Origin of the sequence: Gluconacetobacter entanii (assembly GCF_003206495.1) — a bacterium.
GTDB lineage: Bacteria > Pseudomonadota > Alphaproteobacteria > Acetobacterales > Acetobacteraceae > Novacetimonas > Novacetimonas entanii.
In genome coordinates this window covers 206,488-226,186 of sequence record NZ_NKUF01000001.1, presented here as the reverse complement: position 1 = coordinate 226,186, position 19,699 = coordinate 206,488, and the positions used below count along the sequence as shown (strand labels likewise).

General features: G+C 65.3%; 16 protein-coding genes. 5 read left to right on the top strand and 11 right to left on the bottom strand.

What is annotated here, in order from left to right; translation table 11 throughout:
• The first annotated feature begins 217 nt into the window (after positions 1-217).
• A complete protein-coding gene (locus tag CFR72_RS01040; protein WP_110912198.1) occupies positions 218-700 on the top strand; it encodes a hypothetical protein in 483 nt (160 codons plus the stop codon).
• Here the strand turns inward: CFR72_RS01040 and CFR72_RS01035 are convergent.
• From CFR72_RS01035 to gluQRS, 3 genes are all read right to left on the bottom strand, one after another.
• The gene (locus CFR72_RS01035; RefSeq protein ID WP_408869950.1) at positions 692-1,918 is read right to left on the bottom strand and encodes a pyridoxal phosphate-dependent aminotransferase; all 1,227 of its coding nucleotides are present in this window, start codon (positions 1,916-1,918) and stop codon (positions 692-694) included. The two genes, CFR72_RS01040 and CFR72_RS01035, sit on opposite strands and share 9 nt — an antisense overlap.
• Before the next feature lie 16 nt (positions 1,919-1,934).
• Positions 1,935-3,137, bottom strand: coding sequence for a pyridoxal phosphate-dependent aminotransferase (locus CFR72_RS01030; RefSeq protein WP_110912197.1), 1,203 nt, complete (start codon positions 3,135-3,137; stop codon positions 1,935-1,937).
• Positions 3,138-3,272: 135 nt separating this feature from the next.
• Positions 3,273-4,139, bottom strand: a complete 867-nt coding sequence (gene gluQRS / locus CFR72_RS01025; RefSeq protein ID WP_110912196.1) for a tRNA glutamyl-Q(34) synthetase GluQRS — start codon at positions 4,137-4,139, stop codon at positions 3,273-3,275.
• A 223-nt stretch (positions 4,140-4,362) separates the two neighbouring features.
• Here gluQRS and CFR72_RS01020 point away from each other — a divergent pair, with 223 nt between their 5' ends.
• Positions 4,363-4,923: an HNH endonuclease gene (locus CFR72_RS01020; RefSeq protein ID WP_110912233.1), complete on the top strand. Its 561-nt coding sequence runs from the start codon at positions 4,363-4,365 to the stop codon at positions 4,921-4,923.
• 34 nt (positions 4,924-4,957) lie between these two features.
• Here CFR72_RS01020 and CFR72_RS01015 read toward each other — a convergent pair whose 3' ends face one another.
• Entirely contained in the window at positions 4,958-5,257 is a 300-nt protein-coding gene (locus tag CFR72_RS01015; protein WP_390669992.1) for a hypothetical protein, read from the bottom strand.
• Positions 5,258-5,631: 374 nt separating this feature from the next.
• Between CFR72_RS01015 and hpnR the strand changes: the two genes are divergently transcribed.
• From hpnR to CFR72_RS01000, 3 genes are all read left to right on the top strand, one after another.
• Positions 5,632-7,176 carry a hopanoid C-3 methylase HpnR gene (gene hpnR, locus CFR72_RS01010; RefSeq protein WP_110912194.1) on the top strand — a complete coding sequence of 515 codons (1,545 nt, stop codon included), beginning with the start codon at positions 5,632-5,634 and terminating at the stop codon, positions 7,174-7,176.
• Between the two features lie 140 nt (positions 7,177-7,316).
• Complete coding sequence (locus tag CFR72_RS01005; RefSeq protein WP_110912193.1) at positions 7,317-9,731, top strand: heavy metal translocating P-type ATPase; 2,415 nt, start codon at positions 7,317-7,319, stop codon at positions 9,729-9,731.
• Positions 9,732-9,745: 14 nt separating this feature from the next.
• The gene (locus CFR72_RS01000) at positions 9,746-9,961 is read left to right on the top strand and encodes a heavy-metal-associated domain-containing protein (protein WP_110912192.1); all 216 of its coding nucleotides are present in this window, start codon (positions 9,746-9,748) and stop codon (positions 9,959-9,961) included.
• Between the two features lie 43 nt (positions 9,962-10,004).
• Here the strand turns inward: CFR72_RS01000 and CFR72_RS00995 are convergent, their stop codons facing one another.
• The 7 genes from CFR72_RS00995 to CFR72_RS00965 form a co-directional block, all read right to left on the bottom strand.
• The gene (locus CFR72_RS00995; protein ID WP_110912191.1) at positions 10,005-10,451 is read right to left on the bottom strand and encodes a SufE family protein; all 447 of its coding nucleotides are present in this window, start codon (positions 10,449-10,451) and stop codon (positions 10,005-10,007) included.
• Positions 10,452-10,604: 153 nt separating this feature from the next.
• Positions 10,605-11,918: an ATP-dependent protease ATPase subunit HslU gene (hslU, locus tag CFR72_RS00990; protein WP_110912190.1), complete on the bottom strand. Its 1,314-nt coding sequence runs from the start codon at positions 11,916-11,918 to the stop codon at positions 10,605-10,607.
• Complete coding sequence (gene hslV, locus CFR72_RS00985) at positions 11,918-12,511, bottom strand: ATP-dependent protease subunit HslV (protein WP_110912189.1); 594 nt, start codon at positions 12,509-12,511, stop codon at positions 11,918-11,920. The genes hslU and hslV overlap by 1 nt, the downstream gene beginning before the upstream one ends.
• A 48-nt stretch (positions 12,512-12,559) precedes the next feature.
• Positions 12,560-14,533: a response regulator gene (locus CFR72_RS00980; protein WP_110912232.1), complete on the bottom strand. Its 1,974-nt coding sequence runs from the start codon at positions 14,531-14,533 to the stop codon at positions 12,560-12,562.
• Positions 14,534-14,549: 16 nt separating this feature from the next.
• Positions 14,550-16,430 (bottom strand): response regulator, encoded by a 1,881-nt coding sequence (locus CFR72_RS00975; RefSeq protein WP_110912188.1) that lies wholly within the window; start codon positions 16,428-16,430, stop codon positions 14,550-14,552.
• A gap of 7 nt (positions 16,431-16,437) precedes the next feature.
• Positions 16,438-17,550 carry a chemotaxis-specific protein-glutamate methyltransferase CheB gene (gene cheB, locus CFR72_RS00970; RefSeq protein WP_233042971.1) on the bottom strand — a complete coding sequence of 371 codons (1,113 nt, stop codon included), beginning with the start codon at positions 17,548-17,550 and terminating at the stop codon, positions 16,438-16,440.
• The gene (locus tag CFR72_RS00965; RefSeq protein ID WP_110912187.1) at positions 17,547-19,691 is read right to left on the bottom strand and encodes a response regulator; all 2,145 of its coding nucleotides are present in this window, start codon (positions 19,689-19,691) and stop codon (positions 17,547-17,549) included. The genes cheB and CFR72_RS00965 overlap by 4 nt, the downstream gene beginning before the upstream one ends.
• Between the last annotated feature and the right edge of the window lie 8 nt (positions 19,692-19,699).

Genomic DNA, 19,699 nt, shown 5'->3' with positions numbered 1-19,699 from the left:
GTGACACTGGGGAATATCCATGAAAGTGGGCGACTTTCAGGATTTTCCAGTTCCAGAACCACAGTACAAGATACCCATCACGAAAAATGCGGAAGAACCAGAAATAAACCCGTCATGATCCGGGGCGTTATTTTCCCGGTCTTGCCACAGGCCCCGCGATGGGGCCACCACCACACGGCATGCGTGTCGCACGATATCGGGCATGGAGACAGGACGGATGCATGACCATCCGATAACAGCGGGACAACAGCGACGGATCGGGCTTCTGGTCGTGGCGCTGAGTACAAGCTCGTGCGTCGCCATCCTTCTGCTGATCCCGCTTGTCAGCGGATTCGTCGGCCTGCTGCGTGATGTGCTGAGCGTGCTGATCCTGCCCTTTTCCCTCATGTTCGGGATGAGCGGCACGTCGGTGGACCAGTCCTCCGCGCTGAGCCAGATTATCGACAGCATGGGACATAATGCGGGCCAGCACCCGTGGCGCACCATGATCGGGGCCATGACCGGCGTGGGCGGGGCCTTTGCCTTTGTCATGGCCGAACGTGTTGGCGGGCGCCTGGCCTATGTCACGGCCATGGCGGCCACGGCGGTGGCCATGGGCCTGTGCGGCCTTCCGGCGGCGGCGTTCCTCCTGCCATCTTTGCTGACAGAAGGAATATTCGCGCTGTCCCCGCCCGCGACCGACGGGCAGACGTCAGGTTAGGCCGGCGACGAACGTCGCAATCCGCCCGCAGGCATCGACCAGGATTTCATCGGACGTGGCATAGGACAGGCGCAGATACGGTCCCTTGCCGAACGCACTGCCATGGACGACGGCGACATGCTGTTCCTCCAGCAGGGCGATGGCGAAATCCTCGTCCGTTCCGATCAGACGACCGCCCGCGCTGGTGCGGCCAATGCACGCCGCAATCCCCGGATAGACATAGAACGCGCCAAGCGGCATCGCACAGGTCAGTTGCGGGATCTGGCGCAGCGCGCCCACCACCATCCTGCGGCGCCGGTCATAGGTTTCGCGCATCACCTCCACCACGCCCGATGGCCCGTCGAGGGCCGCGACCGACGCCGCCTGGCTGATGGAGCAGATGCCCGATGTCGAACTGCTCTGGATGCTGGCCATCGCGCGGATCAGGCCGACAGGACCACCGACATAGCCCACGCGCCAGCCGGTCATGGCATAGGCCTTTGACACACCATTGAGCGTCAGCACACGCGATTTCAGGTCCGGCGCCACCTGCGCGATGGAGACATGCGCCTGCCCGTCATAGACGAGATGTTCATAAATCTCGTCCGACAGGACATGCACGCGCGGATGACGGCGCAGCACCTCGGCAATCGCCTCAAGGTCGGCGCGGGTGGTCGTCGCCCCCGTCGGGTTGTTGGGGAAGTTGAGCACCAGCCACTTGGTCCGTGGCGTGATCGCCGCCTCCAGCGCCGCCGCATCAAGGCGGAACCCGCTTTCCTCCGGGCAGTCCACGAATACCGGGACCCCGCCAAACAGGCTGATGATCAGCGGATAGCTGACCCAGTAGGGGCGCGGGACGATGACCTCGTCCCCCGGATTGATCGTGGCCATGAAGGCATTGAAGATGACCTGCTTGCCCCCGTTGGAGACCATGATTTCCGACGGTTCGTAGGTCAGGCCATTTTCACGCGCGAACTTGCGGATGATCGCGGCCTTCAGCGCGGGCGTGCCCTCCACGGGGGGATATTTCGTCTGCCCGTCGAGCGCGGCGCGGTGCGCGGCCTCGATCACGCCTGCGGGCGTGGGAAAATCAGGTTCACCAAGTGCGAGGGAAAGCACCTGCTCCCCCCGCGCCTTCAGCGCGCGCGCGCGCTGGGCCATGGCGATGGTCGCCGGGGTTTCAAGCCGGTCCATGCATCCGGCCAGAAACCCGTCCGGGACCTCGTTACTGCTTGTCATGGTCTTGGTCCCGTCTTCAGCGCAGGCCGCCGCAGAAGCGCTGGATGCGCAGGCAGGCTTCCTTCAGGCTTTCGGTATCGGTGGCATAGGAAATGCGGAAATGCCCCGCGAACATGAAGGCGCTGCCATGGACGGCGGCGACACCTTCCTCATCCAGCAGGGCCGTCACGAAATCCCTGTCGCTGTCGATGCGCGCACCGCCCGCGCTGGTCCTGCCAAGGCAGCCACGCAGCGAGGGAAACACATAGAACGCGCCTTCGGGCGTTGCGCAGTGCAGGCCGGATGCCTGGTTGAGCATGCTGACCACAAGGTCGCGCCGCCCCTGGTAGGTCGCGACCATTTCCGCGATGAAGTCCTGCGGGCCGCTCAGCGCCTCAAGCGCTGCCGCCTGGCTGATGGAGGACGGGCCGGAGGTGGACTGCCCCTGCAGCTTGTTCATCGCACGGATCAGTTCGACAGGTGCGGCCGCGAACCCGATGCGCCAGCCGGTCATGGCATAGGCCTTCGACACGCCGTTCATCGTGACGGTGCGGTCCCGCAGGCGCGGTTCGACCTGCACGATGGTGGCGGGTTTGAACCCGTCATACACCAGCTTGTCATAGATATCGTCGGTCAGGATCCAGATATCGGGATGGCGCAGCAGCACATCGCACAGCGCGCGCAGTTCCTGCGCGTCATAGGCCGCGCCGGTCGGGTTGTTGGGGGAATTGAGCAGCAGCCACTTGGTACGCGGCGTGATCGCGGCCTCCAGGTCGGCAGGGCGCATCTTGAACCCGTGTTCGGCCATGCACGGCACGACAATCGGCGCCCCTTCGGCCAGGGCGACGATATCGGGATACGAAACCCAGCACGGGGCCGGGATGATGGCCTCGTCCCCCGGATTGATGGTCGCGACCATCGCGTTGTAGATGACCTGCTTGCCCCCGTTGGAGACAATGATCTCGTCCGACGTGTAATCCAGCCCGGAATCAAGGCGGAACCGTTCGGCCACGGCCTTGCGCAGCGCGGGCGTGCCGGCGACGTCGGTATATTTCGTCTGCCCGGCGTCGATGGCGCGGATGGCCGCCTGCTTGATGTTGGCGGGCGTGTCGAAATCGGGCTCGCCCGCCGAAAGGCTGATAATGTCCTTGCCCGCGGCTTTCAGTTCACGTGCCTTGGTGGAAATGGCGATCGTCTGGCTGGGGCTGATCCTGTCAAGACGGGCGGCGATAAGATCCATGAGACCGAGATCCATATGACATGAAGTTACCGTTCCTTGCTGGAACGTCCGGTTGGGAACCCTAGTGCGAAGCCGTCGCCGTGAAAACAGCACAAATGCACCACTCCCATGTTTGCCCGCCACCGGGGCGCCCGCTCATGCCATGATGGGACCGGGGTCGCCCGCCGCGGCGCGCACGGCCTGCGCGCTCATCCCCGCCGCACGCATCGCGGCGATGGTCATGGCCCGGTCACGCTTGGCCAGCCTGCGGCCCGAGGCATCGCACAATAGCGGGTGATGGGCGTATTCCGGCGCCGTCCAGCCCATAAGGTGCTGCAGAAGGCGATGCAGGGAGGTCGCGGGACGCAGGTCCTCGCCGCGCGTCACCAGCGTGATCCCCTGCAACGCATCATCATGCGTCACACATAAATGATAGGACGCCATCACGTCCTTGCGCGCCAGCACCACATCCCCAAACAGTTCGGGATGGCAGCGCTGTGGCCCTTCCCCACGTTCATGCCATGTCAGGTCGCGCGCGCCGGGCACCGACAGCGCGCGTTCCATGTCCAGGCGCATGGCGTGCGGTGTCCCCGCCGCCAGCAGCGCCGCCCGCCGCGACGGGGACAGGTGGCGGCAGGTCCCCGGATAGACCACGCTGCCATCGGGGGCATGGTGCGGGGCATGGGCGGAGGCGGCGATTTCGTCCGCGATGTCACGCCGCGTACAGAAACACGGATAGACCAGGCCCCGTGCGCCAAGCCGCGCCAGCACCGCCGCGTAATCCGCAAGGTGCCGCGACTGCCACCGCACCGGTTCGGGCCATTCCAGCCCGAGCCAGCGCAGGTCGTCCATCAGGTCATGGGCGAATGCGTCGCGGCAACGGCCGGGATCTATGTCCTCGATCCGCAGCAGGAAACGGCCCCCCGACTCGTTTGCGGCACGCCACCCCGCAAGTGCCGAGGCGACATGCCCCAGATGCAGCCCCCCGGTGGGACTGGGGGCGAAGCGGGTGATGTCAGGCATTTTCGACACGATAACAGTCAGGTAGCAAGGAATGTCCCCATATGGTCCGCACGGGCCGGGAAGAATGGCGCGAATATTCGCCCCGTCCATCCCTTGCCACATGGGATGAGGTCTGCAATAGATTCGGGGCAGTTACTTCATGACGGCGCACATGATCGGCGTTCGGTTCAAAGTAAAGGACGCCTGAAGACTTGTGTGGCGGCATCACCTCAAGGATGCGCCCGTGCTTTCTGACAGTCAACATTTCCCGGCCCTCGTCCTGAACGCAGATTTCCGGCCCCTGTCCTACTTCCCGCTTTCGCTGTGGTCCTGGCAGGATGCGATCAAGGCGGTCTGGCTCGACCGGGTTTCGGTGCTGAGCGAATATGACGAAATCGTCCATTCCCCGTCACATGAGGTCCGCCTGCCCAGCGTCATCGCGCTGAAGGATTACATCCAGACCGCGCGGCGCCCGGCCTTCACCCGGTTCAACGTCTTCCTGCGCGACAATTTTTCCTGCCAGTACTGCAATACACGCCTGCCGACGCACGAACTGACATTCGACCATGTCATTCCCCGATCCAAGGGGGGGCGCACCACATGGGAAAATGTCGTGACCGCATGCAGCCCGTGCAACCTGCTGAAGGGATCCTACATGCCGCATGAACTGCGCATGTATCCCTCCCGCACGCCACAGCAGCCCAGCAGTTGGCTTTTGCAGGATAACGGACGGTCCTTCCCGCCCAATTACCTGCATGAAAGCTGGCGCGACTACCTTTACTGGGACAGCGAACTCGAAAACTGACGCCACGGGCACTGGTCCGCGCCCGCCGCGCGGATCAGCGGGTGTAGCTGTATCCGTATTCGTCCGCCTGCTTCTGCAGGTCGGGCGCGCCGTGCAGGTTCAGCGGGATGGGCTGCGGATTCTTCGAGCCGATCGCAAAGTTATGATCGGTCATGCGCTGGCATGTATTGGCCGCAAGTGGGAAGCTCAGATGCATCTGCGTGCCCAGTTCCTTGCGCAGGCAGCGGACATCGCTTTCATACGGCATGCGCCCGATTTCGGCGGAACATCCACCCAGCGCCATCGCCCCGCCGCATGCCAGCAGCATCAATGGACCCGTCACTTTTCGCAGCATCTTGCGCTTCATCTCGCCCCCGGAGGTTGACGCGGGAGTGTGACATGAAAGCCCCCGCCGCGATAGGCCCGCACATGCGCGACGCCAGCCCAGCCCTTCGTTTTTCGCATAGGTCATGGCCCGGCGCACCCGACCGCCATTTCATGCGCCGGCCGCACACCGATATATCATCAGCGCATAGGTGATATAACTGTGAATTGGGTGACATTATGGTCTTATATTGTCACCCTTCGTAGCTTATCCGGTTTTTTTATAATTGGGTGCGATTTATAAAAACGTCAAATACCGCCGTGGGAAGCCTGTAAATTTTCCTCTGGATTGCGTATGTGGACGTCCGCACATGCCCTGCCCCCACCCATGCCCGAGGTGAAATAATGAGATTACTGGCCGTTCATCCAAGTTCGCTGATGTACACAAAAGTATTTTTGCGACTGGAACCGCTGGGCCTGGAACTTGTCGCGGGCGCTGCGCGTGACAAGGGGCACGAGGTCGATATCATCGACCTCCAGGTGGAAAATCACAACGATTACTGGGAACGCATCGACAAATTCCGTCCGCACGCGATCTGCTTTTCGGGCAACTACCTTGCGAACGTTCCCGAAATCATCGACCTGTGCAAGGAAACGCGCAAGCGCCTGCCCAATGTGTTCCTGTTCATTGGCGGCCACTCCATCTCCTTCATCGCGCGCGACGTGCTGGCGCTGTCCGACGGGGAGATCAACTGCGTCCTGAAGGGCGAAGGCGACGCGACCGTCGGCCTTCTGCTTGCCGCATGGGAAAAGGGCGAGGACCTGCTGACCGTGCCGGGCGTCGTGACGATGGATGGCGACGGGCCGCCGCCGATCTTTGTCGAAAACCTCGACGGGGTGCGCCCTGCGCGCGACCTGCTGCGCCATCGCCGCAAGTATTTCATCGGCACGCTGGACCCTGCCGCCTCCATCGAATTCGCGCGTGGCTGCCCGTGGGACTGCACGTTCTGCAGCGCATGGACGTTCTATGGCCGCTCCTACCGCACCGCGAGCGCGGAAGTGATCGGCCAGGAACTGCAGGAGATCAAGGAACCCGGCATCTTCATCGTCGATGACGTGGCCTTCGTGCATGCCGAACACGGCATGGCCATCGCCGCCGAGGTCCGTCGGCGTGGCATCAAGAAGGAATACTACCTTGAAACCCGCGCAGACGTGCTGCTGCGTAACAAGGACGTCTTCCGCGAATGGAAGGAAATCGGCCTCAGCTACATCTTCATCGGCCTTGAGGCCGTTGATGCCGAGGGGTTGAAGCGCTTCCGCAAGCGCGTGTCGATGGACCGCAATTTCGAGGCGCTGGATTACGCCCGTTCGCTCGACCTGATCGTCGCGATCAACCTGATCGCCGATCCGTCATGGGACCGCGAGCGTTTCGAGGTCATCCGCCAGTGGTGCCTGGAAATCCCGGACATCGTCAACCTGTCGGTCACGACGCCTTATCCCGGCACCGAGATCTGGGAAAGCGAATCGCGCAAGCTGACGACACGCGACTACCGCCTGTTCGACATCCAGCACGCGGTCATGCCGACCACCCTGCCCCTGCGCGAGTTCTATGAGGAACTGGTGAAGACGCAGCAGGTGCTCAACAACAAGCATCTGGGCTGGGCCGCGATCAAGGACACGCTGGGCATCGCGCTGCGCCTTGCGCTGCGTGGGCAGACCAACTTCCTGACCATGATCTGGAAGTTCAACTCGGTCTTCAACCCGGACCTGCAGATGGCCGACCATGCGCGCAAGCCGGTCTATGAAATGCCGTTGAAGCCAGATGGCACCAACCAGAAGGTTGACCGCAAGACGCTGTATGTCCACGGCCCCGCCGGGCGCAAGTCGCGCAAGCTGGACGACGATACCGAAAAGTTCGTCGATGAAACCCGCATGAGCACGGTGGACTGACGTCCCCCACGCCCGGTTTCGTGGCATGATCCGGACGGCCTGGCGCGGGTGGGGTTGCATTGGCCGCCGCCTGCGCCAACATGCGGGGCACGCGCCGGTTGGCAGGTTTCGACCGGGCGTGACAGTTCAGGAATGAAGTCATGGCCACGGCAGCGCAGACGGCTGTAACCTTCCCCATCACGGGCATGAGCTGCGCCGCCTGCGCCAGCCGGATCGAAAAGGTCATACGGCGCGTCCCCGGCACCACGCCCAGCGTGAATTTCGCCACCGCCCAGGCCACGGTCGGCCTTGCCGCGCCCCTTACGCCGTCGGCCCTCGCCCCCGTGTTCGAGGCCGTGCGCAAGGCGGGATTCGATATCCCCACCCAGACCCTGTCGCTACAGCTTACGGGCATGAGTTGCGCCGCCTGCGCCAGCCGCATTGAAAAGCTGCTCAACCGCCTGCCCGGTGTCACGGCCCACGTCAATTTCGCGGCGGAACAGGCGGATGTGACCTATGTCCCCGGCCTTGCGGATCTGCCCGCCATGATCGCGCAGGTACGCCGGGGCGGATTCGACGCCGCCCCCGTGCGCGACCCCACGCTCCCCTCCGACGAAGGCGATGCGCAGGAACAGGACCATGTCGCGGCCATGCGGCGGCAGCGTGCGATGTTCGCCCTGTCCGCCATCCTGACCCTGCCGCTGCTGCTGGGCATGGTGGATATGGTGTCGGGCCGGATGGATTTCATGCTGCCGCTATGGCTGCAATGCCTGCTGGCGACACTGGTGCAGTTCGGCTGTGGCTGGCCGTTTTACCAGAAGGCCTACAAGGCCATCCGGGGCGGCGTGGCGAACATGGACGTCCTGGTCGTGATGGGCACTACGGTCGCGTGGCTGTCGAGCACGGTGATCTGGCTGTTTTCGCTGAAGGGGCATGTCTATTTCGAATCCGGCGCGGTGGTCATCACGCTCGTGCTGCTTGGTCGCCTGCTCGAAGCGCGCGCGCGTGACCGCACGCGGGAGGGAATCGCGGGCCTGCTGCGCCTTCAGCCACAGGTTGCGCATGTCGAACGCGACGGGAAGGTGACCGACATGCCTGTTGCTGCCCTGCGGGTTGGCGATGTCGTTGTCGTGCGACCGGGGGAGAGCATTCCCGTCGATGGTGTCGTCATCGCCGGGCAGTCCGATGTGGACCAGTCCGCCATGACCGGTGAAAGCGTGCCGGTGGCGCGCACGGTCGATGACCATGTCATTGGCGCCACCCTCAACCAAAATGGCGTGCTGCGTATCCGCACCGAACATGTGGGCGCCGACAGCACCCTGTCGCAGATCGTGCGCATGGTCCAGCACGCGCAGGCCTCGCACGACCCGGTGCAGCAACTGGTGGACCGCATCTCCGCCGTTTTCGTGCCCGGCGTGCTGGGGATCGCGCTGCTGACATTCCTCATCGGGTGGGCGGTATATGGCCATGCGACCATGGCGCTGACGGGGACGATCGCCGTGCTGGTGGTGGCGTGTCCCTGCTCGCTCGGCCTTGCGGTGCCGACGGCCATCATGGTCGCCACCGGGCGCGGCGCGCGCGCGGGCCTGCTGTTTCGTGATGCCGACACGCTGGAACATGCCCACACCATAAAATTGCTGGTGCTGGACAAGACGGGCACGCTGACACTGGGACAGCCAGAAGTGCGCGAGGTCACGCCCCTGCCCGGCCATGACACGCAGCACCTGCTGGCCATGGCCTGTGCGCTGGAACAGGATTCGGAACATCCCCTCGCCCGCGCCATCGTCGCCTATGGGCGCCAGCACGCGATTACCCCCCTTGCGGTCCATGATGTCACGGCCCTGCCCGGCCGGGGGGTGGAGGGGGTCACGGCGCAGGGCGAACGCCTGCGCCTTGGCGCGCCGCATTTCGTGGCTGACGCCACGGACACGCCCGAAATCGTCACGCAACTGGAGCAGCAGGGGCGCACCGTCATTGGCGTGGCGGGGGCGCGGGGCGTGGTGGGCTATATCGCGCTGAGTGACCGTATCCGGCCCGAAGCCCCCGCCTGTATCGCGGCACTGCGCCGCGACGGGATCGCGACACTGATGCTGACGGGCGACAACCAGCAGGCGGCGGCGGCAATTGCCGGCACGCTGGGCATGGACCGCTTCATTGCCGGTGTCCTGCCGCAGGACAAGGCGGCGGAGATTGAAAAGCTGCGCGCGCAGGGCCATGTGGTGGGCATGGTTGGCGACGGGATCAACGATGCCCCCGCGCTGGCCATGGCCGATATCGGTTTCGCCATGGGGCACGGGTCGGACATCGCGGTGCAGTCCGCGGGCGTGATCCTGATGCGTGACAACCTTGGCGGGATACTCGATGCGATCTCCCTGTCACGCGCCACATTGCGCAAGGTGCGGCAAAACCTGTTCTTTGCCTTCATCTACAATATAATAGGCATCCCGCTTGCGGCTTTTGGCATGCTGGACCCCGCGATCGCCGGGGCCGCCATGGCCATGAGTTCCGTATCGGTGGTCACCAGTTCGCTGCTGCTGAACCGATGGCACACCAAGACAGCACCCATGACGACGTAAGGAAAAAGTTCCAGATGGAAAAATTCACCCTGAAGATATCAGACATGACCTGCGATGGTTGCGCGGCCAAGGTGCGCCGTTCCCTCGAAAACATCGAAGGCGTCTGCGACGTGGAGGTTTCGCTTGAGAAGGGAGAGGCCGTCGTGACGTGCGACGACACGTTCACCAACCCCGATGCGCTGGCCAATGCGGTTGACGCGGCGGGCTTCGACGTCGTTCAGGAATACTGAGCCCCCTGCCCGACGGGCAGGGACGGCACCTGCGGGCGGGTGTTCAGGCCGCGTCCTGCGTGGCTGCGGCCTTGCGGATGGCGCGGGCCATGGCCTCCACCCCGTTGCCACGGTTGGTTGACAGCGCCTGCACCAGACCGAGTTCACGCAGGAATCCGGGGTCGGTCTGCAGGATCTCCTCCCTGCTGCGCCCGGAATAGACCCGCAGCAGCAGCGCCACCAGTCCGGAGACGATGGCGGCATCCGACGCCCCGGCCAGGAACAGGGCGTCGCCTTCCTGCTTCGCTTCCAGCCAGACCTGACTCTGGCATCCGGGGACGCGATGCGCGTCGTTCGCCCATTCCTTTGGGAAAGGCGGCAGTTTGCGGCCAAGTTCGATGATGTACTGGTACCGGTCCATCCAGTCATCGAACAGCGCCAGTTCATCGGCAATCGCCGCAATCGCGTCCGCCGCCGTATCGTCTTCGGGCTTTACGAATGGATCCGTCATCTTCTTCCTCTTGCCCGCAGGCACTGCGTCACAGGCGTGGCCTGCAAATCATAAAGACGTTTTTGGTAAAGCTTTTTCAAAAAAGCTTCAGGAAACGCCGCCTTTTCGCAAAAAAGGCGGCGCCCAAAAACGTTCTGCCAATCTTATGGGGATTTACAGGATAAAGCGGCTCAGGTCGCCCTTGCGTGCCAGCGGGGCCACTTTTTCCTGAACATCGGCGGCGGTGATTTCCACGGTCTGCCCCGCGCGGTCGGTGGCGGTAAAGGACACCTCCTCCAGCAGGCGTTCGATCACGGTCGCCAGCCTGCGTGCGCCGATATTCTCCACCCGTTCGTTGATGTCCGCAGCCAGTTCGGCCAGCGCATCCACCGCATCGTCGGTAAAGCGCAGTTCCACCTTTTCCGTGCCCAGCAGCGCGGTGTACTGCGTCAGCAGCGAATGTTCCGGCTCCGTCAGGATACGGCGCAGGTCCTGCCGCGTCAGCGACGACAGTTCCACACGGATCGGCAGGCGCCCCTGCAGTTCAGGCAGCAGGTCCGACGGCTTGGCGATGTGGAACGCGCCCGATGCGATGAACAGGATATGGTCCGTGCGCACGGGGCCGTACTTGGTCGAAACCGTCGTCCCCTCGATCAGGGGCAGCAGGTCGCGCTGCACCCCCTCGCGGGAGACGTCGCCACCGCGCGCCCCACTTTCCGCGCGGGCACAGACCTTGTCGATCTCGTCAAGGAAGACGATGCCGTGATCCTGCGCATGGGCCACCGCCTCGCGCGTCAGGCTTTCGGTATCGAGCATCTTGTCCGCCTCCTCACGCGTCAGGGCGGCGCGGGCCTCGGCCACCGTCATGCGACGGCGCTGGGGCATGCGGTTCATGAAGCCCTTCATCATGTCGGAGAAATTGATGACCGTGCCCGGCGTCATGTTCGGCATGTCCGCCTGCCCCGAAGGCGACGGCCCCTCGGTTACCGAAATCTCGACCTCCTTGGCCTCCAGTTCGCCATTGCGCAGCATGCGGCGGAATTTGTTGCGGGTGTCGGCGGATGCGCCTTCGCCCACCAGCGCGTCGAGCAGGGCGTTTTCGGCGGCCATTTCCGCCTTGGCCTGCACGTCCTTGCGCCGCAGGTCGCGCAGCATGTTGATCGAGACCTCCACGAGGTCACGCACGATGCTTTCGACATCGCGCCCGACATAGCCGACTTCGGTGAACTTCGTCGCCTCGACCTTCAGGAACGGCGCCTGCGCAAGGCGGGCAAGGCGACGCGCGATCTCGGTCTTGCCGCAGCCTGTCGGGCCGATCATCAGGATGTTCTTGGGCACGACCTCCTCACGCAGGCCCTCGGGCAGTTGCGCGCGCCGCCAGCGGTTGCGCAGCGCAATGGCCACCGCGCGCTTGGCGTCGGTCTGCCCGATGATGAACCGGTCGAGTTCGGAGACTATTTCCCGCGGGGAATGATTGGGGATTTCCATCATGCCTCTACCTTGTCCGTATCACCGCCCAGCGTTTCCACCGTGACGGAATAATTCGTGTAAACGCAGATATCGCCCGCGATCTTCATTGAACGCTGCGCGATCTCACGCGCGCCCAGCCCCTCGATCCCCAGCAGCGCACGCGCGGCCGACAGGGCATAGTTCCCGCCCGAACCGATGGCGATGATGCCGTCCTCGGGCTCCAGCACGTCGCCATTGCCGGTCAGGGTATAGGAATGATCCGCATCGGCGACGGCCATCATCGCCTCCAGCCGCCGCAGGTAGCGGTCGGTGCGCCAGTCCTTCGCCAGTTCGACGCAGGCGCGTTCAAGCTGGTTCGGATACCGTTCCAGCTTCGCTTCCAGCCGTTCGAGCAGGGTAAAGGCATCGGCGGTCGCACCGGCGAACCCGGCAAGGATGCTGCCCGACGGGCCGATGCGGCGTACCTTGCGCGCATTGCCCTTGATGACGGTCGCACCCAGCGTCACCTGGCCGTCGCCGGCCATCGCCACCTGGTTGTCACGCCGCACGCACAGGATGGTTGTGCCGTGCCAGCCAATCGGATCGTGGGGGTTTACATGATGATCTTGCATATCATGAAGAAATAGGAGATTTGCCCCACAGCACAAGGGGGCGCGGCATCATCCGTGCCCTGCTTCATGCCCGTCCGGCCTCGCTGCGGCCCCGCCGCGCATGATTCGCCCGATCTGTTCCGCCAGCCCCGCGCGGGTGAAGGGCTTGTGCATGACATTCCCCCCCTTCGGCAGGGTGCCAAGGTTGGCATAGCCGGTCAGGTACAGCACCTTCAGGTCCGGCTGGATCGCATGCAGGCGGTGCGCGGTTTCCTGCCCTCCCATCTCGGGCATCATCACATCCATGATGACAAGGTCCAGCGGACCCAGCCCCCCTTCTTCCAGCGCGGCGACGGCGGCCCTGCCCCCGGCATAGTCATGGACCTCGTGCCCGCGGGCGCGCAGGAACCCCGCCGTGACCGCGCGCACGCCCGGTTCATCGTCAACGACCATGATGCGCAGGGGCCGGTCCGGCATGGTGGATGGCACGGTCCCGTCCGCCTTCTCCTCCCGCACGGTCCCGTCCTGCACCGGCAGGCACAGGTCCACGCGCGTACCCACGCCGGGGGTGCTGTGGACCTGCACCTCGCCACCGACATGGCGGACGAAGCCATAGATCATCGACAGGCCAAGCCCGGTGCCCCGTCCCACGTCCTTGGTGGTGAAGAACGGTTCGAACACGCGCGCCAGCGTCTCCTCCGACATGCCCATGCCCTGGTCCTGCACCGACACCATGACATAGCTGCCGGGCACGAGGTTGGTGCCCGCCACGACCTCGCGCACGCGCTTGAGTGCGGTGGACACGCGGATCACGCCCCCTTCGGGCATCGCGTCCACGGCGTTGATGCACAGGTTGAGCACCGCGAGTTCGAGTTGCCCCGCATCGGTGCAGACCGGCGGCAGCCCCCCGTCGGATGCTGCGGTATCGACAACGATGGAACAGGGCGTCGCCAGCGCCTTGTCCTGCCGCGACACCACGGTCTGCGCCAGCAGGTCCTTCATGCCGTGCAGCAGGGCGTTCACGTCGATCGGCTCAAGGCTCAGGTCGCGCGGGCGGCTGAAATTGAGCAGCCTGCGCGTCAGCGACGCCCCGCGCCGCGCCGCCGCCGTGGCATTGTCGAGCAGGCGCAGCACCGCGCCCTCATCCTGTGGCAGCATGTCATGGGCCAGTTCCAGCGACCCCAGCACCGCCGTCAGCAGGTTGTTGAAATCATGCGCGATCCCGCCGGCCATCGTGCCAAGGGCCTGCATCTTCTCCGCCTGGCGCAGGCGGCCTTCCATTTCCTGCTGGCGGGTGATGTCGCGGTTTATGACGACGGAATAGACATCGGGGCTTTCCCCGTCCTCCAGCACGACGCGCGTGAACTCGCGCCAGCGGCCATGGGCGCGCCCCACCTGCGGCGGCAGTTCGACCGCGGCCTCGTCACGGCCCTCCGCGCGCATGCGCTCCTCCGCCGCGCGCAGGGCCGGCAGAAGCACGGGATCGCACAGGTCCTCCTCCCGCTGGCCAAGGCAGGCGGCGATGTCGCGGTCATAGAAATCGGCTGCCTGCCGGTTGATCCGCACGAAACGCCCTTCGGCATCCTTGAATCCAAGGCCCGCGCGCAGGTTATTGAGCAGCCCGTGCAGCAACTGGCGTTCGGTGCGCAGTTCGCGTTCCAGCCGGTGATAGTCCGCCGCCTGCACGATCATCGCGCGCAGGGCGTCGGGGTCCCATGGCTTGTGCGAATAAAAGGAGATGCGCCCCTGGTTCAGGGCCGCGGCCACCGCGCCGATATCGGCATAGCCCGTCAGCAGGATCGCCTGCGCGTCGGAAATCTCACGCGCGCGGGCCAGCATGACATCGCCGCCCATCTCGGGCATGCGCTGGTCGGAGACGATGACATCGACATCATTGCGCTGTGCAAGGATCTCCAGCGCCTCCACCGGCGACGTGGTGGAGACGACGGTAAAGGCATCTTCGAGCAGGTCCGTCAGCGCGACGAGGATTTCGGGTTCGTCATCCACCACCAGGATGACGGGACGCGCGGGCTGTGTTGTCATATCGTGCTCTTTCCCATCATGCCTGCCCTGCCTGTCCACCGGATACGCGCCCGTCGGACCCACCATGGCCGTCTTCGGAGTCCTGCGCGCGCCATGGCACCGAAATGGTGAACTGCGCGCCGCCGTGCTCACGGTTGGCGACCGTCAGCGTTCCCTGGTGGGCCTGCACCACGCCATAGGCGATCGCAAGCCCAAGCCCCGTTCCCGCACCAACCGGCTTGGTGGTGAAGAAGGGTTCGAAGATGCGTTCCTGCACCTCGGGCGCGACGCCCGGACCGGTATCGGAAATCGTGAAGACGTAATGGGGGACGCCATCCTCCCCCTCCCGCCTGAGTTCGGTGCGGATGTCGATGCGGCCCCGCGCCGGGGTGTCCGATACCGGATTATCACGTTCCGCCGCCTCCACAATTGCATCGGCGGCATTGCTGATAATATTCATGATGACCTGGTTCAGCAGCGCCGCCTGGCAGTACAGACGTTCCGGCGCGGTGTAATCGCGGTGCACGACGATGCCATTGCCCAGTTTCTGCGTCAGCAGCGCCAGCACCGTCTCCAGCGCCTCGGGCACGTCGATGACCTGGAACAGCCCTTCGTCCAGTCGCGAGAATTTGCGCAGGTTCAGCACGAGGTTCTGGATCCTGCGCAGGCCAAGGTTCATCGACGCCACGCGGTCGCGGCACTTGCGCAGGATCGCCTCGCGCCCGTCACGCCCGGTATCGGTGGACGCGTCCTCCATGTCCATCACGCGTTCCAGTCCACGCGCCACGGTGTCCTTGTGCGCAAGGATGAAGGCCAGCGGGTTGTTGATCTCGTGCGCGATGCCTGCCACCAGTTCACCCAGCGACGCCATCTTGGCCGTCTGCACCAGCTTGCCCTGTGTCTCGATCAGCTTGCGGTTGGCGTCGGCCAGTTCGCGGTTGGCCTGCTCCAGCGCCTCCGCCAGCGACGCCTTCGACGCGATGGCCGCCGCCTCGGCGCGCGCGCTCTTGATCGCGATCTCGCGGTTCTGGCGTTCCACCTCGATACGGCGGACATCATCCTGCAACAGCTTGCGCCGCACCAGCACGCGGATGCGCAGCGCCAGAACGGAGGGCGCGACATCATCGGGCACAAGGTCATCGACACCCGTTTCGAACACGCGGGCGGAAAATTCGCGCTGGTCCGGGCTGGGCGGGCTTATGGCAAGGATGCGCAGCGGCACGCCGCCACGCATCAGCACCTCCTGGCGCAGTTCGTCGAGCCTGCGGCAGAACACCACCCCATCGAACCCGCCCACCGTCAGGTCCACCACCACGCAGTCGGGCGCGCGTTCGGGGTCGAGCAGTATCTGCTGGTCGAAATGCGCGGGATCGGCGCAGATGGTCACGATATGCCCGTCGCGCTGCAGCAGGTCGATCAGCGCCCAGACCTTCCCCCCATCGGTGGTCGCGTCATGGCGCGGGGTGACGACCAGGATGCGCGCACGGCGGAACACACGCCCCGGACGCGCGCGGACATTGCCCGCATATTCACGCAAAAGCGCGCGGATGCGAAAGACGATCAGCGTGGAATCGGAGGATTTGGGCACATAGGCGTCCGCCCCGCTCTCCAGCCCTTCACGCTCCAGCCCCGGTTCTATCCCTTCGGTCAGGATCAGGACCGGGATGGTGCGCGTCACCGCGTTCATGCGCAACTGCCGCGCAAGCTGCCCGCCATTCATGCCCGGCAGGTGATAGTCCGCGATCACGAGGTCGGGGATATGGCTGTCGAGCGTATCGAGCGCCGCCTCCCCGCTTGCGACGCGTTCGACGGTAAAGCCATGGCCCTGCAGCATGTAGCGGATGCGCAGGGCCTGCGTATCGGAATCCTCCACCAGCAGGACGGTGGCGGGACGGTCGTCATCGGGCTGTACTGTCATGATCGGGTCATGTTCCGTGGTATCTGTCGCCCGGGGGACGCACCCCCTCGGGCGGGTCGGCACTATCGCTCAGGAGACGTTCGATATGTGGCGCGATGTCCGGCAGCGGCAGGCTGATGCAGGTTGCGCCGGCACGTTCCGCGGCACCGGGCATGCCATGGATGACGGCGGTGCTGCGGTCCTCGGTCATGGTATAGCCACCCGCGCGGCGCATGTCGCCAAGGCCCTGCGCCCCGTCCTCGCCCATCCCGGTCATCAGCACGCCCAGCGCGCCGCGGCCATAGGCGCGGGCGACGGACGAAAACAGGACCGACGCCGATGGCCGCTGCCCCTGCACCGGCGGCATGTCGAGCAGGACCGCCTCCCCCCGCGTACCCACGCCCAGGTGCCGGTCCCCCGGCGCGATATAGACATGCCCGCGTCGCAGCACCTCGCCATGGCGCGCAAGCGCCACGGGCATGGGCACCTGCTGGTCCAGCCAGTGGGCGAACCCCTCCATGAACGGTCCGCCCATATGCTGCACCCCCACGACGGGAAGGGGAAAATCCGCCGGCAGCGCGCCCAGCACCTGCGCAAAGGCGCGCGGCCCCCCGGTGGAAGCGGCAAGGGCGAGGATACGCGGCGCAACCGTCCATGGCACCAGTGGCGCGGCCTGTGGCGGATGCGCGCCCGCATCGAGCAGGCGGCGGCGGATCACGGGCACCTGGCTCATGATGTAAAGCTGCGTCGTGATCGCGCTGACGGCGGCGCGCCCGGCCTCCGACGTCAGGCCGCGCGGCTTTTCGATCACCGCAAGCGCCCCCGAACGCAGCGCGTTCATCGACACCTGCGCATCCAGCGCGTCGCTGACGATGACGATGGGTGTCGGGCACTGCGCCATGATGCGGCGCGTCGCCTCCAGCCCATCCATGCCGGGCAGGCACACATCCATCGAAATCACGTCCGGGCGCAGGTGCGGGACAAGGCGGATCGCCTCCTCCGCGCTTTCGACCGCATCGATCAGGCGCAGGCGCGCGTCGCTGCGGATGCTGTGTGACAGCAGGTGGCGCAGGACGGCCGAATCCTCCACCACCAGGACGGAGCGCGGGGCCGCGGCGGGGATGGTGGGGGTGTGGATCACAACAGCCCCCGGATCGTCGCCAGCAGTTCGCCCTGGTCGAATTTCTGCTTGGTGATATAGGCACGCGCGCCGCCTTCCAGCCCGCGGCGGATCTCCTCCTCGTTGTCGCGCGACGTCATCAGCACGACGGGGATATCCGCCAGGCGCGGGTCGGCATGGATGGCCGCCAGCAGGGCGAAACCGTCCATCCGGGGCATTTCCACGTCGGTCACGACCACATCGACCCGGCGCGATGACTGCAGCAGCATCATCAGCGCCTCCTCCCCATCCACCGCCAGCATCACGTCAAACCCGTGGGCCTGCAGGATCGTCTTCTGCAGGGTGCGCGTCGTGATGGAATCATCGACCACCAGCACCAGCGGCGCACGCCGGGCCTCCGGCGTGGCCTGTGGCGGCGGGGCGGGCGCGAAATGCATGCCCCTGCCCTTGCGCGCGCGCCAGCGTTCGAACAGGCGGTCGGGACTGATGACGAAAACGGGCCTGTCCTCGCGCGGCCATGCGATGCCGGGGACCAGTTCGCTGTCCAGTCCCACGGCGGAGGCATCGGAAATCAGCAGCGTGCGCACCTCCACCATCCGTTCGACGGCAAAACCGCATGACACGCCATCGACCTCCATCACCGCGACCGTGACCGCGCCACTGCGCTCCGGCAGGCAGGCGGGGACGTCGTCCTCCCCCACGAAGGCGGACAGCGGCACGATGGGCACCAGTTCCTCCTCCGCCTGCCCGTCCGTGGCCTGCGGCTGTGTGCCGGTTGCCTCCGGATGCGGCAGGACAGCGAACGGACAGCCATCGACCATGCGGATGTCCTCGCGCATTACACGCAGCAGGTGCCGGATGACGCGACCGGGCAGGCCGATCATCCGCTTCCCGTTTTCCACCAGCAGGACGGTGCGCTGGCGCTGCGATACCGGCACCGTCAGGGTCACGACCGTGCCGCAGGGCTGCCCCTGTTCCATCGCAACGGTACCGTGCAGGGCGCGCGCGGCCTCCGCCACGATCGACAGGCCGACCCCGCGCCCGGCAAGGTGGTCCACATGCGCACGGGTGGAAAAGCCGGGTTCGAACACCCGCGCCAGCAACTGCCGCGCATCGAGCGGCGCATCGACATGGATCATGCCCTGGCGCACCGCGCGCGCGGCAATCGCCTTCAGGTCGGGCCCGCATCCGTCGTCACTGACCCGGACCTGCAGGCGCACCCCCGTCAGCGTCACCGTCAGCGTGATGGTCTGCTGTTCCGGCTTTCCGGCCTTCAGACGCTGCGCGCGGCTTTCATGGCCATGGACGATGGCATTGCGCAGCAGGTGCAGCACGGGATCACGCAGCGCCTGCATCACGCGGCGTTCGGCCTGCACCTCCATCCCGCGCAGCCGCACCTCCACCTGCGCCTGCGCGCCACCATGTTCGCGCGCGATGCGCCGCGCCATCGCGGCAAGCGACCCGAACACCGTCCCGGCGGGGACAAGGCTGATGGCGTGCACTTCCTCGCCCAGACGCTGCAGGGCGCGATCACCCTGCCCGGTCATCAGTTCGTGGTCACGCCCGATAGCCATCAGGCGCCGCGTCATGCGCGAAAAGATCGCGACCGGGTCGGCCTGTATCCGCTGCGGCGCATGCGACAGCGCACGCATGTCACGCATAAGGTCGCCAAGGCGTTCCCACAGCCGGTCATGGCGTTCGGCCACGCCCATCAGGTCATGCACCGCCCCGGACAGCGCATCGAGGCGGGAGACGGGAACCTGCACATAGGCCTCCCCCCCGCCGTCGCCGGTGGCGGGCGGGGCCGCGCGCCCGTCCGGCGCGCCATCGGGCGGCGCCACGGACGCGGGCGGCGGCGTGGGCTCCATGATGGCGTCGATATCGTCGAGCGCACGCGAAATGGTCGCGATATCGGCATCGTCAAGTGTTCCGCCACGTTCCATCAGCGTGGACAGGCGGTTTTCCACGTCGTGGGCGATTTCCTCCACCGCCGGGATTTCCACCGCGCGCGCTGCCCCCTTGAGCGAGTGCATGCGGCGGAAAATCTCCGCCAGTGCCTGGCGTGTGCCACACCCGGCAGTCAGCAGATCGCGGATGACGCGCAGGTGGTCGCGATATTCCGCGTCGAAAACCGCCAGAAGCTCCTGCCTGAGATCAACCACAACCGGGC

Excerpts from the sequence above, each read along its gene's own strand:
- CFR72_RS01030 (WP_110912197.1), bottom strand. The coding sequence starts at position 3,137 with ATGGATCTTATCGCCGCCCGTCTTGACAGGATCAGCCCCAGCCAGACG.
- hslV (WP_110912189.1), bottom strand. The coding sequence starts at position 12,511 with ATGCAAGATCATCATGTAAACCCCCACGATCCGATTGGCTGGCACGGC.
- CFR72_RS01015 (WP_390669992.1), bottom strand. The coding sequence starts at position 5,257 with ATGCTGCGAAAAGTGACGGGTCCATTGATGCTGCTGGCATGCGGCGGG.
- CFR72_RS00980 (WP_110912232.1), bottom strand. The coding sequence starts at position 14,533 with ATGACAACACAGCCCGCGCGTCCCGTCATCCTGGTGGTGGATGACGAA.
- hslU (WP_110912190.1), bottom strand. The coding sequence starts at position 11,918 with ATGGAAATCCCCAATCATTCCCCGCGGGAAATAGTCTCCGAACTCGAC.
- CFR72_RS01005 (WP_110912193.1), top strand. The coding sequence starts at position 7,317 with ATGGCCACGGCAGCGCAGACGGCTGTAACCTTCCCCATCACGGGCATG.
- CFR72_RS01040 (WP_110912198.1), top strand. The coding sequence starts at position 218 with ATGCATGACCATCCGATAACAGCGGGACAACAGCGACGGATCGGGCTT.
- hpnR (WP_110912194.1), top strand. The coding sequence starts at position 5,632 with ATGAGATTACTGGCCGTTCATCCAAGTTCGCTGATGTACACAAAAGTA.
- CFR72_RS01000 (WP_110912192.1), top strand. The coding sequence starts at position 9,746 with ATGGAAAAATTCACCCTGAAGATATCAGACATGACCTGCGATGGTTGC.
- CFR72_RS00995 (WP_110912191.1), bottom strand. The coding sequence starts at position 10,451 with ATGACGGATCCATTCGTAAAGCCCGAAGACGATACGGCGGCGGACGCG.
- gluQRS (WP_110912196.1), bottom strand. The coding sequence starts at position 4,139 with ATGCCTGACATCACCCGCTTCGCCCCCAGTCCCACCGGGGGGCTGCAT.
- CFR72_RS01035 (WP_408869950.1), bottom strand. The coding sequence starts at position 1,918 with ATGACAAGCAGTAACGAGGTCCCGGACGGGTTTCTGGCCGGATGCATG.
- CFR72_RS00975 (WP_110912188.1), bottom strand. The coding sequence starts at position 16,430 with ATGACAGTACAGCCCGATGACGACCGTCCCGCCACCGTCCTGCTGGTG.